18 protein-coding genes are annotated in these 13,841 nt (G+C 68.8%); 12 read left to right on the top strand and 6 right to left on the bottom strand.

Going from position 1 to position 13,841, the window contains the following annotated elements:
• Positions 1 to 23: 23 nt before the first annotated feature.
• The 9 genes from selD (at position 24) to EIZ45_RS41575 (ending at position 5,945) form a co-directional block, all read left to right on the top strand.
• A complete protein-coding gene (gene selD / locus EIZ45_RS41615) occupies positions 24 to 1,019 on the top strand; it encodes a selenide, water dikinase SelD (protein WP_043839969.1) in 996 nt (331 codons plus the stop codon).
• A 340-nt stretch (positions 1,020 to 1,359) separates the two neighbouring features.
• Positions 1,360 to 1,815 (top strand): Na+/H+ antiporter subunit E, encoded by a 456-nt coding sequence (locus tag EIZ45_RS41610; RefSeq protein ID WP_134669267.1) that lies wholly within the window; start codon positions 1,360 to 1,362, stop codon positions 1,813 to 1,815.
• The gene (locus EIZ45_RS41605; protein WP_037810694.1) at positions 1,812 to 2,063 is read left to right on the top strand and encodes a monovalent cation/H+ antiporter complex subunit F; all 252 of its coding nucleotides are present in this window, start codon (positions 1,812 to 1,814) and stop codon (positions 2,061 to 2,063) included. The genes EIZ45_RS41610 and EIZ45_RS41605 overlap by 4 nt, the downstream gene beginning before the upstream one ends.
• The gene (locus EIZ45_RS41600) at positions 2,060 to 2,359 is read left to right on the top strand and encodes a monovalent cation/H(+) antiporter subunit G (RefSeq protein ID WP_134669269.1); all 300 of its coding nucleotides are present in this window, start codon (positions 2,060 to 2,062) and stop codon (positions 2,357 to 2,359) included. Before EIZ45_RS41605 ends, EIZ45_RS41600 begins: the two co-directional genes overlap by 4 nt.
• Positions 2,356 to 2,592, top strand: a complete 237-nt coding sequence (locus EIZ45_RS41595; RefSeq protein WP_116204707.1) for a DUF4040 domain-containing protein — start codon at positions 2,356 to 2,358, stop codon at positions 2,590 to 2,592. The genes EIZ45_RS41600 and EIZ45_RS41595 overlap by 4 nt, the downstream gene beginning before the upstream one ends.
• Positions 2,589 to 3,302 carry an MnhB domain-containing protein gene (locus EIZ45_RS41590; protein WP_134669271.1) on the top strand — a complete coding sequence of 238 codons (714 nt, stop codon included), beginning with the start codon at positions 2,589 to 2,591 and terminating at the stop codon, positions 3,300 to 3,302. Before EIZ45_RS41595 ends, EIZ45_RS41590 begins: the two co-directional genes overlap by 4 nt.
• Entirely contained in the window at positions 3,299 to 3,652 is a 354-nt protein-coding gene (locus EIZ45_RS41585) for an NADH-quinone oxidoreductase subunit K (protein ID WP_078870357.1), read from the top strand. The genes EIZ45_RS41590 and EIZ45_RS41585 overlap by 4 nt, the downstream gene beginning before the upstream one ends.
• A gap of 2 nt (positions 3,653 to 3,654) precedes the next feature.
• On the top strand, positions 3,655 to 5,436 hold the full coding sequence (locus EIZ45_RS41580; protein ID WP_134669273.1) for a complex I subunit 5 family protein: 1,782 nt from the start codon (positions 3,655 to 3,657) through the stop codon (positions 5,434 to 5,436).
• Positions 5,437 to 5,507: 71 nt separating this feature from the next.
• On the top strand, positions 5,508 to 5,945 hold the full coding sequence (locus EIZ45_RS41575) for a PPOX class F420-dependent oxidoreductase (protein WP_043839832.1): 438 nt from the start codon (positions 5,508 to 5,510) through the stop codon (positions 5,943 to 5,945).
• A 7-nt stretch (positions 5,946 to 5,952) separates the two neighbouring features.
• On the opposite strand, the gene EIZ45_RS41570 is transcribed toward EIZ45_RS41575, so the two are convergent.
• On the bottom strand, positions 5,953 to 6,144 hold the full coding sequence (locus EIZ45_RS41570) for a DUF2795 domain-containing protein (RefSeq protein ID WP_199817499.1): 192 nt from the start codon (positions 6,142 to 6,144) through the stop codon (positions 5,953 to 5,955).
• Between the two features lie 72 nt (positions 6,145 to 6,216).
• Between EIZ45_RS41570 and EIZ45_RS41565 the strand changes: the two genes are divergently transcribed.
• Positions 6,217 to 6,576, top strand: a complete 360-nt coding sequence (locus tag EIZ45_RS41565; protein WP_240690923.1) for a VOC family protein — start codon at positions 6,217 to 6,219, stop codon at positions 6,574 to 6,576.
• Positions 6,577 to 6,613: 37 nt separating this feature from the next.
• Here EIZ45_RS41565 and EIZ45_RS41560 read toward each other — a convergent pair whose 3' ends face one another.
• From EIZ45_RS41560 to EIZ45_RS41540, 5 genes are read right to left on the bottom strand one after another with little or no spacing between them, the layout of a single operon-like run.
• Positions 6,614 to 8,410, bottom strand: coding sequence for a long-chain fatty acid--CoA ligase (locus EIZ45_RS41560; protein WP_134669277.1), 1,797 nt, complete (start codon positions 8,408 to 8,410; stop codon positions 6,614 to 6,616).
• A 43-nt stretch (positions 8,411 to 8,453) separates the two neighbouring features.
• A complete protein-coding gene (locus tag EIZ45_RS41555; RefSeq protein WP_134669279.1) occupies positions 8,454 to 8,954 on the bottom strand; it encodes a flavin reductase family protein in 501 nt (166 codons plus the stop codon).
• Positions 8,947 to 9,714, bottom strand: coding sequence for an enoyl-CoA hydratase/isomerase family protein (locus EIZ45_RS41550; RefSeq protein WP_134669281.1), 768 nt, complete (start codon positions 9,712 to 9,714; stop codon positions 8,947 to 8,949). The genes EIZ45_RS41555 and EIZ45_RS41550 overlap by 8 nt, the downstream gene beginning before the upstream one ends.
• Positions 9,711 to 10,523: an enoyl-CoA hydratase/isomerase family protein gene (locus tag EIZ45_RS41545; RefSeq protein WP_134669284.1), complete on the bottom strand. Its 813-nt coding sequence runs from the start codon at positions 10,521 to 10,523 to the stop codon at positions 9,711 to 9,713. The genes EIZ45_RS41550 and EIZ45_RS41545 overlap by 4 nt, the downstream gene beginning before the upstream one ends.
• Positions 10,520 to 11,692, bottom strand: a complete 1,173-nt coding sequence (locus EIZ45_RS41540; protein WP_043839824.1) for an LLM class flavin-dependent oxidoreductase — start codon at positions 11,690 to 11,692, stop codon at positions 10,520 to 10,522. The genes EIZ45_RS41545 and EIZ45_RS41540 overlap by 4 nt, the downstream gene beginning before the upstream one ends.
• Before the next feature lie 117 nt (positions 11,693 to 11,809).
• Between EIZ45_RS41540 and EIZ45_RS41535 the strand changes: the two genes are divergently transcribed.
• Together EIZ45_RS41535 and EIZ45_RS41530 are read left to right on the top strand one after the other, a co-directional pair.
• The gene (locus tag EIZ45_RS41535; RefSeq protein ID WP_134669286.1) at positions 11,810 to 12,568 is read left to right on the top strand and encodes a creatininase family protein; all 759 of its coding nucleotides are present in this window, start codon (positions 11,810 to 11,812) and stop codon (positions 12,566 to 12,568) included.
• 9 nt (positions 12,569 to 12,577) lie between these two features.
• Entirely contained in the window at positions 12,578 to 13,174 is a 597-nt protein-coding gene (locus EIZ45_RS41530) for a TetR/AcrR family transcriptional regulator (protein ID WP_043839820.1), read from the top strand.
• Positions 13,175 to 13,841: the final 667 nt, after the last annotated feature.

The following is a 13,841-nucleotide window of genomic DNA, read 5'->3' as shown; positions in this document are numbered from 1 at the left end:
CAAGACCGTCGCGCCCCCGCATGATGAAAAGCATGAGGCTGACCCAGTACGCGCACGGCGGCGGCTGCGCGTGCAAAATCCCGCCCGGCGAACTGGAAACGATCGTCCGCGGCCTGTCCGGTGCGGCGCCGCGAAACCCGCCCGGCGAACTCCTGGTCGGCCTCGACGACGGCGACGACGCGGCGGCCGTCCGGATCGCCGGGAACATCGCGCTGATCGCGACGACGGACTTTTTCACCCCGGTCGTCGACGACCCGTACGACTGGGGCCGGATCGCCGCCGCGAACGCGCTGTCCGACGTGTACGCGATGGGCGGCGTCCCGGTGGTCGCGGTCAATCTCCTCGGCTGGCCGCGCGAGGTGCTGCCGTTCGAACTGGCCGCGGAGGCGCTGCGCGGCGGCTTGGACGTCTGCGCGCGAGCCGGATGCCATCTGTCCGGCGGGCACAGCGTCGATGACCCGGAACCCAAGTACGGCCTCGCCGTCACCGGCACCGCGGACCCGGACCGCTTGCTGCGCAACGATTCGGGCAAGCCGGGCACGCCGCTCACGCTGACCAAGCCGCTCGGGATCGGCGTGCTGAACTCGCGGCACAAGGCGACCGGCGAACGCTCCGAGGAGGCGATCGCCGCGATGACCGAGCTCAACCGCGCTGCGTCGGCCGCCGCGCTGGAGGCGGGCGCGGTGTGCGCGACCGACGTCACCGGCTTCGGGTTGCTCGGCCACCTGCACAAACTGGCCCGGGCGAGCGGCGTCACCGCGCGGCTGGACCCGGCGGCCGTCCCGTATCTCGAGGGCGCGCGGGAGGCGCTGCGCGACGGGTATGTCAGCGGCGGGACTCGCCGGAATCTCGACTGGGTCCGGCCGCACACCGATCTCTCCCGGATCTCCGAGGAAGAAGCCCTGCTGCTGGCGGATGCCCAAACCTCCGGCGGCCTGCTGGTGGCGGGCGAACTGCCGGGCTACCCCGTGATCGGCGAGCTGGCCCCGCGCACCGACCACACCATCGTCGTGGGTTGAGGTACGTGAGGGGAACCCTCATTGACTCTGATTCCCCATGCCATGAACTTAAGCCGCGTCGCCCCGCTGCCCGGCGCACAGGACGCGCCGGGCAAGGCCAACGTACGTGGGGGAACCCTGAGGGAATCAGATTCCCTCAGGGTTCCCCTCACGTACCTTCACCGGGGTCACCCGGCCCGGGCAGCCACGACTCAACCGCACCCGCAACCTCGCCTTAAGTTCCTGGCACTGACTCTGATTCCCCCAGGGTTCCCTTCACGGGCGGCTGGCGGCGCATCCTGAGCGAACCGCGCCGGATTGGCGGGTCTCCGAAGTGGGTAGCCCCTGCCCGAGGTGAGACATGCGCGCTGCGATCGAGATTCTGCTGTGGTGGCTTGCCCTGACCGGGCTGTGGACTCTCACGCTGTCCACCCCGTCCGCACCGGAACTGATCGTCGGCGCCGGCGCCGCGGCGGTCTGCGCGGTCGCCGCCCGTTCCGCACGCCGGGCGATGCACGGGGGGTGGCAGCTCAAACCGAACTGGCTCACCTGGCTCGCACCGCTGCCCAAAGCCGCCGTCAGCGAATCCGTCGCCGCATTGCGCAAGGTCTTCCAACGACCGTCTGCCGGAAAGTGCGAAAAAGTCACCGTCCCAGCCGAACCGCGCGCGCAGCACGAAGCACGCCTCGCCATAGCGACAGTGGTCGTCGGCTGCACTCCGGGCGCAATGGTCGTCGCGAGCCCGCCAGACGACAGTGACCTCGTCATCCACCGGCTGCTCCCCGGCTCCTCGACCCTCGATCGGGTGACGCGATGACGTGGCTGCTCCTCGCCGCGCTGCTCCTGATGGCAGGCGGTCTCGGCACCGCGTTGTGGCTCGCCGCCCGGGGCACCGCGATCGAGCGGCTCGCCGGGATGCAGTTCGCCGGCACCGTCACCATCCTGACGCTCCTGCTGCTCGTCCAGGCGTACGGCCCGTCCAGCGCCGTCATCCTCCCCTTGACGCTGACCGTCCTCGCCTTCGCCGGAACGCTCGTCTTCGCGCGGCTCCTGGGGACCCGATGACCCTCGCCGCGCAGATTCTCGTGTTCGCCGGGGTGTTCGTCGTCCTCGCCTCGGCCGTCGGCCTGCTGCGCGCGAAAGACCTGCTGACGCGCCTGCACCTGCTCACCCCGGCGACCACGCTCGGCGCGCCGCTCATCGGGGTCGGGCTCGTCCTGGTCAACGGCGTCCACCTCGGCTCGGGCGCGATCCTCGCGACGGTCGTCCTGCTGGCGGTCACCAGTCCGATCCTGCAATCGGCCAACGCCCGGCTCGAAGCCCGCGACCGCGGCGAGATCGACGAGGACCTTCCGTCATGACAGCCGCCGTGCTGCTCGTCGCCCTCGCACTGGTCGCCGCGGCCGGATTCGCCGTCGTCGCCACGCACGACCCGAAGCGGCAAGCGATCACGCTCACGGTGTTTTCCCTCTGCCTCACCGTGCTTTTCGTAGTTTTCCAAGCACCGGACGTCGCGCTGTCCGAACTCGCCGTCGGCGCGGCGATCGTCCCGCTGCTCGTCCTGCTGACCCTGCGGAAGACGGGGAAGCGATGAGGACCCGCGACGTCGTCGGAGCCGCCGGGCTGGCCGGGGTCGCGGCGCTGTTCATCGCCGCGTTCACCCGGATGCCCGCCGCCGGATCCGCGAGCCACGTCTACCGGGATCTGGTGCTGCCGATGGGGTTCCGGGAAATCACCCCGAACCTGGTGTCCTCGATCAACTTCGACCTCCGCGCGCTCGACACCCTCGGCGAGGAAACCATCGTCGCCGCCGCCGTCGTCGGCACGCTCGCGCTGCTGCAACCGCCCGAGAAGGAGCCGGAAACGGACGGGACCGGCTACGTCCTGCCCGCCGTGAAGCTCGCCGGTTTCCTGCTCCTGCCGGTCTCGGTGCTGCTGGGCATCGACATCGTCGTGCACGGGCACCTGACGCCCGGCGGCGGTTTCCAAGGCGGCGTCGTCCTCGCCACCGGCTGGCATCTGCTCTACCTCTCCGGCAGCTACCGCGCGCTCGCCCGGCTGCGCCCGATCGACTGGTGCGAATACGCCGAAGCGGCGGCCACCGGCCTGTACGTCGTGACCGGCCTGCTGGGACTCGCCATCGGCGGCTCGTTCCTCGCGAACGTATTGCCACTCGGCCAATTCGGCTCGCTGCTGTCGTCCGGGACCGTTCTCGTGCTGAGCGTGCTGATCGGCATCGAGGTCGCTGCCGGATTCGTCGTCCTGCTCTCGCGGTTCTTCGTGCACGGGCTGGAGGAACAGTGACGGGCGTGGTGTCGGCGGCCTGCTATGGCGTGGCGGCGTGGCTGTTGCTGCTCGGCTGCGCCGGGATCATGCGCAGCCGCCATCTCGTGCACACCGTGGTCTCGCTGTCGGTCGCGCAATCCGGCACGTATGTCCTGCTGCTCGCGATCGGCTACCAGGACCAGGCCACCGCCCCGATCGTCTCGCAGGGGCAGGCGCAGCCGGTGGTCGACCCGATGGTGCAGGCCATGACGCTCACCGACATCGTCGTCTCGGCGACCATCACCGCGCTCCTGCTCGCACTGACGCTGCAGATCTCGCGCCGCCACGGCACGGTCGATCCCGACGAACTGCGGGCCCTGCGCGGCTGACCATGACGACCCTGCCCGCACTCGCCATCGCCGTCCCGCTGCTCGCCGCCTGCCTGCTGCTCGGCCTCGGCGGCAAACTCCCCCGCGTCGTCGTCGACGTGACGGCCACGGTGACCGCGGCGGCGGTGTGCGTACTGTGCGTGGTCCTGCTGACCGCCGCGCACCACGAGCGGGTGGTCAGCTGGCTCGGCCGCCAAGGTCCGGAAGGCACCCGCTCGGTCGGCATCGTGCTCGTCGCGGACGGGTTGAACACGACGTTCGCCGTGCTGGCCGCGTTCCTGACCGTCTGCGCGCTGCTCTACAGCTGGCATTACTTCGAGGCCGTCGAAGCCCGCTACCACGCGATGATGCTGCTCTTCCTGACCGGCATGATCGGCTTCCTCTTCACCGGCGACCTGTTCACGCTGTTCGTGTTCTTCGAGCTGATGAGCGGCGTCGCCTACGCGCTGACCGGGTACCGGATCGAGGAGGCGGACTCGGTGCAGGGCGCGCTGAACTTCGGCGTCGTCAACTCCCTCGGCGCGTACTTCACGCTGATGGGCATCGGCCTGCTCTACGCCCGCGGCGGCCAGCTCGGGCTCGCGCAGCTGGGCGTCGCGCTCGACGGCCGACCCGCGGACGCGCTGGTCATCGCCGCGTTCGTGTTGGTGTGCACCGGATTGCTGGTCAAAGCCGCGAGCGTGCCGTTCCATTTCTGGCTCGCCGACGCGCACGCCGTCGCTCCGACGCCGGTGTGCGTGCTGTTCTCCGGCGTCATGGTCGAACTCGGGCTCTACGGCGTCCTCCGCGTCCGCACGACCGTGTTCGGGGCGGTACTCGACGACGCCACCGTCAGCCGGATCTACCTCACCGCCGGGATCGCCAGCGCTGTCCTCGGTGCCGTGCTGTGCTTCACTCAGCGGCATCTGAAACGCTTGCTGGCCTACTCGACCATCGCCCACATTGGACTGTTCCTCTGCGGACTCGCCGCCACCGGTGGCGAAGCGACCGCCGCGTTCGTGCTCTCCGTACTCGGACACGCTGGAGCAAAGGGCGCACTGTTCCTCCTGACCGGCGTGTTGAAGGACCGCTACGGCAGCGTCGACGAGGACGATCTCTTCGGCCGCGCAACACATTCACGGACCGAAGCAGTGCTGTTCCTCATCGCCGCAGCCGCCCTCGCCGGGCTGCCGCCGTTCGGCCTGGCGCTCGGCAAAGACGCCGCCGAACACGCCGGTCCGGAGTGGCTGATGATCGTGTTCGCGATCATTTCCGCCCTGACCGCCGCGGCGGTGCTGCGCGCCGGGCTCCGAGTCTACTTCGGACTCGGCAGGCCGCCCGACGACGATTCCGAGGACACGACACCCGGTTCCGGCGAGGAACCCGAGACCGGCCGGCCGATCGAACGCACCCCGATCCCGATGCTGGCCGCCATCGTCGTCCTGCTCGCTTTCGCGCTGGCCGCCGGGATCGTGCCGTGGATCCGCGACGTCGCCGCGGCCGCCGGTGCGCAGGCGGTCGACCGAGCGGGCTACCTCCACGACGTCCTGCCGACACTGCCGTCGCCACTCCCCGCGACGGCGCCCGAACTGTCCTGGACCGGCCCCGGCCTGCTGTCCGCCGCCGCGACCGCCGTCCTCACCCTCGCCGCCACCGCACTCGCGCTGTGGTCGCGACGCCGGGCCCCGAAACCAGTGCACGAAGCCCTCACCGTCCTGCACCGCGCGCACTCCGGCCAGGTCGGCGACTACGTGGCGTGGCTGCTCGCGGGCGTCGCCGTCCTCGCCGGGCTGGTCTGGCTCTGACGTCGCGTTTACCCGCCGGTCAGCCGGGCTACCCGCAGGGCGGCCCGTGACGTCGACCGTGAGGAGTTGCCGTGCCCGCCAGCACCGCCGACGGCCCGAAACTGCTGCCCGAAACCGAAGAGCTCGCCACCGGCAAGAACTTCGCCGCGGTCACCACGGTGCTGCCGAGCGGCAGGCTGCAGACGCAGATGATCTGGGTGCACGTCGAGAACGGCAGGATCGTGCTCAACACCGAAACCCACCGGGTGAAGTACCGCAACGTCGAGCGCGACGACCGGATCACCGTCCTCATCCGCGACGAGCAGGACCCGTACCGGTACGCGGAAGTCCGCGGCCGCGTGACCGGCATCGAGACCGGCGAGCGGGCGCGGTCGCAGGTGGACCAGCTCGCCCGCAAGTACACCGGCGGCGACTACCCGCCGGACGCGATCAAGTCCGAACGCGTCATCCTCCAGGTCACCCCGGAGCGGCAGACGTTCATCGACCAGAAGAAAGGCGTCGCGGACTGAGGCGCCCTCACCCGTGCGGGTCGATGTCGTCGCCGAGCAGCCGGTGCACCGCGTCGAGGTTCTCGTACCGCTGCTCGGGCAGCTTGCCGAGATGCCCGATGACGTCGTCGCCCGCCCCCTTCGCGGCGGCCCGGCGGAGGAGCTCGTCGCGCTCGCACGGGTACTCGACTTCCGTTAAATACTCCCGGACGTCAGACATGGCGCTCCCTTCCTCGGGTTCTCCCTCCGGCATACCCGCCCGCTCCGGGATCATGCGGGTTAGGCTCGACTGGTGAACGAATCCCCGGAACCGGCCAAGATCGGGAACGTGCTGCATCCCGTCGCCGACGTCAGCTCAGCCGTGCGGTTCTACGCCACGACCTTCGGCCTGTCCGCGAAATTCGTCGACGGAGACCGCTACGCAGCCCTCGACGCGGGCGGAACGACCCTCGCCCTCGCCGGTCCGGAAGAAGACGTCACCGACGGGGTTCCGGCCGCGTCGTTCAAGGTGCCTGACGTCACCGCCGCGCTGGCCGCGCTGGTCGCCGGTGGTGGAACCGTTGTCCGGCAAGCGGAACAGGGCCCGCACGAAGTCCGTGCAGTAGCCCGCGATCCGTGGGGCAACACCATCGTCGTCTACGGACCCCAGTAACAGAGCCGCAGCGGGACCATGTCCCGCTGCGGCTCGCCTAGCGCGGCCTCCGTACGTGGTCCGCGATCGCCGCGTCGTCGTCCGCGTCGTACATCTCGTCGATCAGCCCCGCGAACGAACCCACGACCGCCGCGCGCTTGACCTTCCCGTTCGCCGTCCGCTCGCCTCGCGAAGCTTCCAACGGCCGCGGCAGCACCCGGAAATCCTTCAACTGCTCCGCCCGCGCGAGGTCCGCGTTGACCCGCTCCACCTCGGCCCGCAAGCGCCCGTCCAGCTCCGCGCTCGCGGTCGCACCCGGTTCGATCAGGACGGTCAGGTACTTCCGCCCGTCGCCGACCACGATCGCTTCCTCGATCAGCACGCTCTCCTTCAGCCGGATCTCGATCGGCTGCGGGTCGACGGTCTTGCCGCCCCGGGTGATGATCACGTCCTTCTTCCGCCCGATCAGCCGGATGTCCCCGTCGGCGGTCCGCTCCATCAGATCGCCGGTGCGGAACCAGCCGTCCTCGAAGACCGCTTCGGTTTCCCCGGGGTTCCGCCAGTACCCGCTGAACAGCAACGGCGCGCGGATCAGCATCTCCCGGTCGGCGGCGATTTTCACCTGGTAGCGCGGGTCCGCGAACTCCCGGCCGATCCGCCCCGGACGCGGGAACGGCTGCCCGAACTGCCCGATCGGGCACCCGCCGGTCTCGGTGAGCCCGTAGTTCTCGCGCAGGTCGAGGCCCCAGATCTGCCACAGCGCCACGACGCTTTCCGGCATGGCCGCCGAAGCCGTCCACGCGACGCGCAGCCGGTCCATGCCGAGACTTGCCCGCAGCGGAACGAAAACTGCCCGAACCGCGGCAGCGTAAGCAATCCTCAGCGGCACCGGCGCACGACGGCCGGACCACCGCCGCTCGGCCATCCGGCGGCCGATCCGCATCGCGGCCCGGTACGCGAGGCGGCGGATTCCCGTCCAGGACTCAGCGAGGGCGATCAGCTCGGCGGCGAGCTTCTCGTAGAAACGAGGCGGCCACAGCACGACCGTCGGCCGTACCGCACGCAGCACCTCGCCGTAGTCCTCGATCCGGCAGAAGGTCACGACCAACCGCGTGTGCAGCGGGGTGAAAACGAGCAGTACCGCGGGCGCGACGTGCGCCAGCGGCAGGAACCCGACGACGTCGTGCCGCGCGGTCCGGCTCTCCGGGTACAGGCCGATGACACTCTGGATCGCGTGCTGCAGCGTGCGGTGGGAATGGGTGACGCCCTTGGGAACCCCGGTGGAGCCGGACGTGTAGAAGAGGACGGCCGGGTCGTCGAGCGTCGTGGCGGCGATCAGCTCGGCCAACGCGTCCGGTTCCCCGGCCGCGCGCAGGTCGTCCCAGCTCACGCCGGTGATCCCCGCGGGAAGGTCCGGTGGGGCCGCCTCGATTCCGGCGACCAGCCGCAGGTCCGGAGTGTTCCCGGCGATCTTCGCGACCTTGGCGAGTTCCGTTTCCGTCTCACCGATGAACGCGACCGCCTCGCTGTGCGCGAGCACCTGTTCGATCTCGGCAGGCGAGTTGGTCGGATACACCCCGATCACGACCCCGCCGACGCTCTGCACCGCCAGCGCGGCGAACACCCATTCCGGCCGCGCGCTGCTCATCACCGCGACCCGGTCGCCGTGCCGGACCCCCTGCGCGACCAGGCCGAACGCGAGTTCGCGCACCCGGTCGAGGTAGGTCCGCCAGGTGATCGCCCGCATCGCCCCGCCGCGCGAATACCGCAGCGCGACGGCGTCCGGCTCGCGGCGGGCGCGGTCGAGCAGCAGGCCCGGCAGCGTCCGCTCCGGTTCGAACTCGGTCAGCTCCATGCCCTGCCCTCTCTTCCCGCCGCGAGCCGTGCTCCGGCGGCGCTCACGCGGCACGCTCGCCGAGGTGGAGGAAGTCACCCCGGTACCACGTCACGGGCCGCCCGCCGCCGACCCGCGCCTCGCGCACCCGGCCGATGAGGATCACGTGATCCCCGCCGGGCACCGCCTGCTCCAGTTCACAGCGGAGGATCGCCGCCGCGTCCGGAAGGAGCGGATGGCCCTGGTCGTCGAACTCGAAGCTCCCGTACGCGAACTTGTTCTCGCCCTTCGTGGCGAACCTCGTCGCCAGCTCGGCGTGCGAGGGAGTCACCACGTTCACGACGAACCGCTCGGCCGCCATGAAGACCGGGAAACACGTCGCGCCCCGGTCGAGGCACACGAGCACCAGCGGCGGATCGAGCGACAGCGAAGCGAAGGAACTCGCGGTGAATCCGTGCAGCGTGCCGTCCTCGCCGCGGGTCGTCACGATCGTGACGCCGGACGGGAAACGGGACAGCGCCGAACGGAAGACGGCCGGGTCCAGATCGTGCGATACGTCAGCCATTCCATGCCTCCCGGGCAGCTCGTGCGGCAGGGTCGGTGAAAACTGTTCGCGCATCGGCGGCCGTGCCCCGTAGTTGTTTCTCGTCCGGCCAGCCGGCGGTTTCCTGGAGGAGAGCCAGTTTCAGGGCCGCGAACACCGCGGGCGGTTTCGCCGCCGCCGCGCGTGCGTGTGCGGACGCGGCCTCCAGCAACTCCCCCGGCTCAACCACTTCGTCGACGATGCCCAGCGCTTTCGCCTCGGGCGCGTCGACGGATTCCCCGCCCAGCAACAGCCGCCGGGCGCCACGGTCGCCCAGCACCTCGCGGACCCGGGCGATCCCTTTCACCGCAGGCAACATTCCGTGGTCGACCTCAGGGAAGACGAACCGCGCTCGCGATGACGCGCAAACGAAATCGGAGAACAACGCCATCTCGATCCCGCCGCCGACGCACCATCCGTTCACCGCGCACACCAGCGGCCGGGGATACTTCTCCAGTGCGCAGAGCAGCGCATGGAACGCGGTCATCCGCTCGGCCATCGACTCGGCGTCGTAACCGACCGCTTCCTTGAGGTCGCCGCCCGCGCAGAAGAACCGGTCGCCCGCGCCGGTCAGGACGACGGCGGGAGCGTTCGGGCCATGGGCGAGGTCTTCCAGCGTCGTGGCCAGCCGGCTGATCAGCGAGTTGCTGAGCGCGTTCGCGGGCGGACGGCACAGGGTCAGGACCACCGCGCCGTCCGTTTCCCCGGACAACTGGACGCCGCTGAGCGAAGCGGTGGTCATGTCGCCGGTACGCCGGAAGCGGACGGGAAAACCGGAGCACGCTTTTCCCGGAACGCTTGGCGCGCTTCCCGGTAATCCGCTCCGGCGAAGTCGAGAATTTCCAGCGCACCGGACAACTCGTGCTGCGGCAACGCATTCGTGAGCCACATGTTGAGCGCGCGTTTCGTGAACCGGAGCGCCTGCTGCGATCCCTGCGCGAGCTGAGTGGCGACCTCCAAGGCACGCGGGAGCACTTGTTCGCGAGGCACGGCCAGGCTCACGAGCCCGATCCGTTCAGCCTCCGCTCCGGTCAGCTTTTCCGAGGTCAGCACGTAATACTTCGTCTTGGCCATCCCGACCAGCAGCGGCCAGATCAACGCGGCGTGGTCGCCCGCGGTCACGCCGACCTTGGTGTGGCCCTCGATCAGCACCGCGTCTTCGGCGGCGATGCTGATGTCCGCGAGCAACGCCGTCGACAGGCCGTAACCGACCGCCGGTCCGTTGATCGCGGAAATGATCGGCTTTTCGATCCGGAGCACCGTCGAAATCCGCCGGCGCTCGGATTCCAGCATCGCGAGCGCCGCTTCCGGCGTCGGATCGGGTTCGCGCACGTCCATTCCGGTGCAAAACGCCTTGCCCGCCCCGGTCACCACGACGACCCGCGTCTCGTCGTCGCGCTCCACGTCGGCCCAGATCTCGCTCAGCTCGTCGAACATCGGCATCAGCAGCGCGTTGTACCGCTCGGGCCGGTTGATCGTGATCAACAGGACGCCGTCGGCCGGGCGCTCGACGAGCACGTTTCCGCTGCCGTGCTGGTAAAGATCGCTCATCGGACTGCCTCCGCGGTCTGGTTCTCGGACTGGAACCGGCGCAGCGCTTCCTCGTGCGCCGGACGCGCGGCGCGAATGCCGGCCAGCACGTCGTCGGCAGGGCGCACCACGTTGCGCGGATGCTTGAACCGCGGGATCACGTACTTGCCGAACAGTTCGATCGACCGCATCAACTGGTCGTGCGGGAGACTGTCCACTCGCAACACCAGCGACTCCACGCCCATGTCCGCGTACCGCTGGACGTGCTCGACGCAATGCTCCGGGTCGCCGACGAGGAAGCCCTGCGAGCGCTCGAACAGGTACTCCTCGTCGCTGAAATCGACGTCGTTGATCGCACCCATGTAGGCGTAGTCCTGGGAGAGCTTCGCCAGCCGCCCGTACGCGTCGGTGGAAAGCTTGGACATCTCGAACAGTGGCCGGGCCTGTTCGCGGGCCAGCGCGGTCGTTTCGGCGCAGTGCATGCCGCCGCTGACCAGCACCATCTTGCGCGGCGTGATCGGGTACGGGTGGGTGGTGGCGGCGAGGGTCTCGTCGTAGAGCTTCAGCATGTTCTCCACGAGGTCGTAGCCGAGGTAGAACCCGCCCATGATCGCGCCGATGCCCATCGCGGCGGCGGTTTCGACCGAACTCGGGCTGCCCGCGGCGACCGAGATCGGCGGATACGGTGCCTGCAACGGCTTCGGCACCAGGCTGCGCGGCGGGATCTTGTAGTGCTCGCCCACGAAGGAGAACGGATCGTCGAGGAACGCCCGGCGGATCAGCTCGATCCCTTCGCGCCACTGGGATTTGTTCTCCGTCGGGTCCACCTCGAACGCCCGCAGCGCGAGCGTCGTGTTGCCGCGGCCGGTGCCGAGTTCGATCCGGCCGTTGGACAGGATGTCCTCGGTCGCGATCCGTTCCGCGACGCGCAGCGCGTGGTTCATGCGCGTCGGCAGCAGCGTCACGAGGTGGATGAAGCGGATCCGGCTCGTGAGCGCCATCAGGTACGGATAGAGCACCTCCGGCGCGGACACGGTCGCCGTCCCGATGGCGACGTGCTGTTCGGAACTCCCGAACGCGTCGAAGCCGACCTGCTCGGCGAGCAGCACCTCCTCGACCAGTTCTCGGTAGCGGTGTTCGTGGGTGAGCCCGACCGGGGTGTCCCCCTCCGACATGAGGATGAAGTCCATGATCGCCCCTTCCAGCCGATGTTATTGGTCGATAACATAAGACGCAGACAACCCTTGGTCAAGGCTCTCTCGTGGAGGAAACGTGTTACTTGCTACTAACTTTGCTTGGAGGAGCGCATGAGCGAGCTGCGGATCGAGCACCTGACCTCGCCCGAAGTCGCCGACGCGCTGGCGAGCGGCATGCGGACCGCGATCCTCCCGCTGGGAGCTACCGAACAGCACGGCGCGCACCTGCCGCTGTCGGTCGACAGCGACCATGCCGACCGGCTGGGCGTGCTCGTGGCGGAGCGGCTCGGCGATGCGCTCGTCCTGCCGACCGTGCGCCTTGGCTGCTCCGCCCATCATCTCGGCTTCCCGGGGACGTTGTCGGTGCGGCCCGAAACGCTGGAAGCCATCTGTTTCGACTGCTGCGAAAGCCTTGCTGTACATGGGTTTCGGCGGGTGTTGATCTTCTCCGCGCACATCGGCAACTATCCGCTGCTGAGCGAGATCGAGGCAAAGCTCCCCTCTCGTCTGACCGCTGAGCTGGATGTGGTCGCGTTCGCCGACTCGGCCGCGGTTCTCGATGCCTGGCGCACTGCCGTCGCCGATCTAGCCAGCCAAGTCGGCGGACACGCTGATGTCGCCGAAAGCTCGATCATGCTCGCACTTCGGCCGGAGTCGGTGCGTGCCGATCGGGTCGCTCCTGGTCTTGCTGAGCCGATGGACGATGCCCTGCTGGCTCGGGTATTAACCGGAGGCGTCAAGGCGGTTGCTCCGAACGGGGTGCTCGGCGATCCGCGCGGGATGTCTTCCGACCTGGGCTTTGCCTGCCTCAGCGGGGTCGCGGACCTGCTGGCGGAGCACGCGGCGGCTCGTTATCGGCCTCTCACCTAGACTCGGGTCATGACGAGCTCATCTCGCGCCGCGTCGCCGCGTTCCTCGCGCAGGCAGACGCTGATCAAGGTCGCCGGCGAGTTGTTCCACGAGCGGGCTTTCGACGCGGTCACCACCGAGATGATCGGTGCGCGGGCTGGCGTTACCGGGCCTGCTCTTTACCGGCATTTTCCCAGCAAGCAGGCGTTGCTGATCGCGGTGCTCGAGGATCCGTTGAAGGATTTGCTGGCCAATGCGCGCGAGACTGCTGCGGAGGTTACTGATCCGCGTAAGGCGCTCGAGGCGATGATCGACTATCACGTTACGCGGAGTCTGCAGAATGTGCCTTCTACGTTGGTGTTCTTGAAGAATGAGCACAACGTGCCCGAGGAGGAGCGGCATCGGATGCGGCGGATGATGCGGCTCTATGCCGAGGAGTGGAGTGCGCTGGTGGAGCGGTTGCGGCCGGATTTGTCGGATGCGCAGAATCGGGTGTTGACGCATGCTGTTTTTTCTATGATTAATTCGGTGCCGCAGTTTAATAGCGGGCTGGATGTGGAGAGTGTGGCGTCTACGATTCGTACTGCGGCGGTTAATGCGTTGCTTGTGCCTGCTGGGGGTGTCTGATCTCCCGGGGGGTCTCGGCTCGTCGCCTGGCGGCGATATTGGCCCGGCTTGGTTGCGTGGGGCACCCCGAAGCTTGATTGTGCTGACGGTCGGCGGGTGCTTGTCAAGGCGGGAAAGATGCCTTGACAAGCACCCACCGACCGCAGAGAGGCTTCGTATCGGGGTGCGCGGGAGGGGCTGGGCGCCTCGATGCTTTGGGTGCAACGGCGGCGGTTGGATGGTGGGGCTCGCGCCCCAATGAGGTCTTTCCGGTAGCGCGGTGAGCGGCGGCTGGGTGGCGGAGCTAGTGCCCCGACGAGGTTCCCCCGGCAGCGCGGCGATGGGCAGTTGAGTGGCAGGACTTGTACCCCAATGAGGTTTCCCGGCAGTCCGATGTTCGACGGCCAGGCCCTGGGACTCACGGCCCCACTGAGGCTTCCCCAGCAGCGCGATGTGCGGCGGCCGGGCGGTGGAACTAGCCCACCAATGAGATTTCCGGCAGTGCGGCGCCCGACGGCTGGGCGGTGGGGCTCACGGCCTCACTGAGGTTTCCCCGGCTGCGTGGTGTGCGGTGGGTCGGCGGTAGCCGTGCTGGTCAAGGCCCCGCGGAGCACCAGCCGAGGAGACCCGCCGTGCTGCCTCTCTCGATGAGGTCCGTGAAGACATCCCTGGGTTTTGTTTGTCAAGC

The sequence above is a fragment of the Amycolatopsis sp. CFH S0740 genome (assembly GCF_004522315.1).
Taxonomy (GTDB): Bacteria; Actinomycetota; Actinomycetes; order Mycobacteriales; family Pseudonocardiaceae; genus Amycolatopsis; species Amycolatopsis nivea.
Note: the sequence above shows the minus strand (reverse complement) of the source record. Positions and strands in the feature narration are given on the sequence as shown.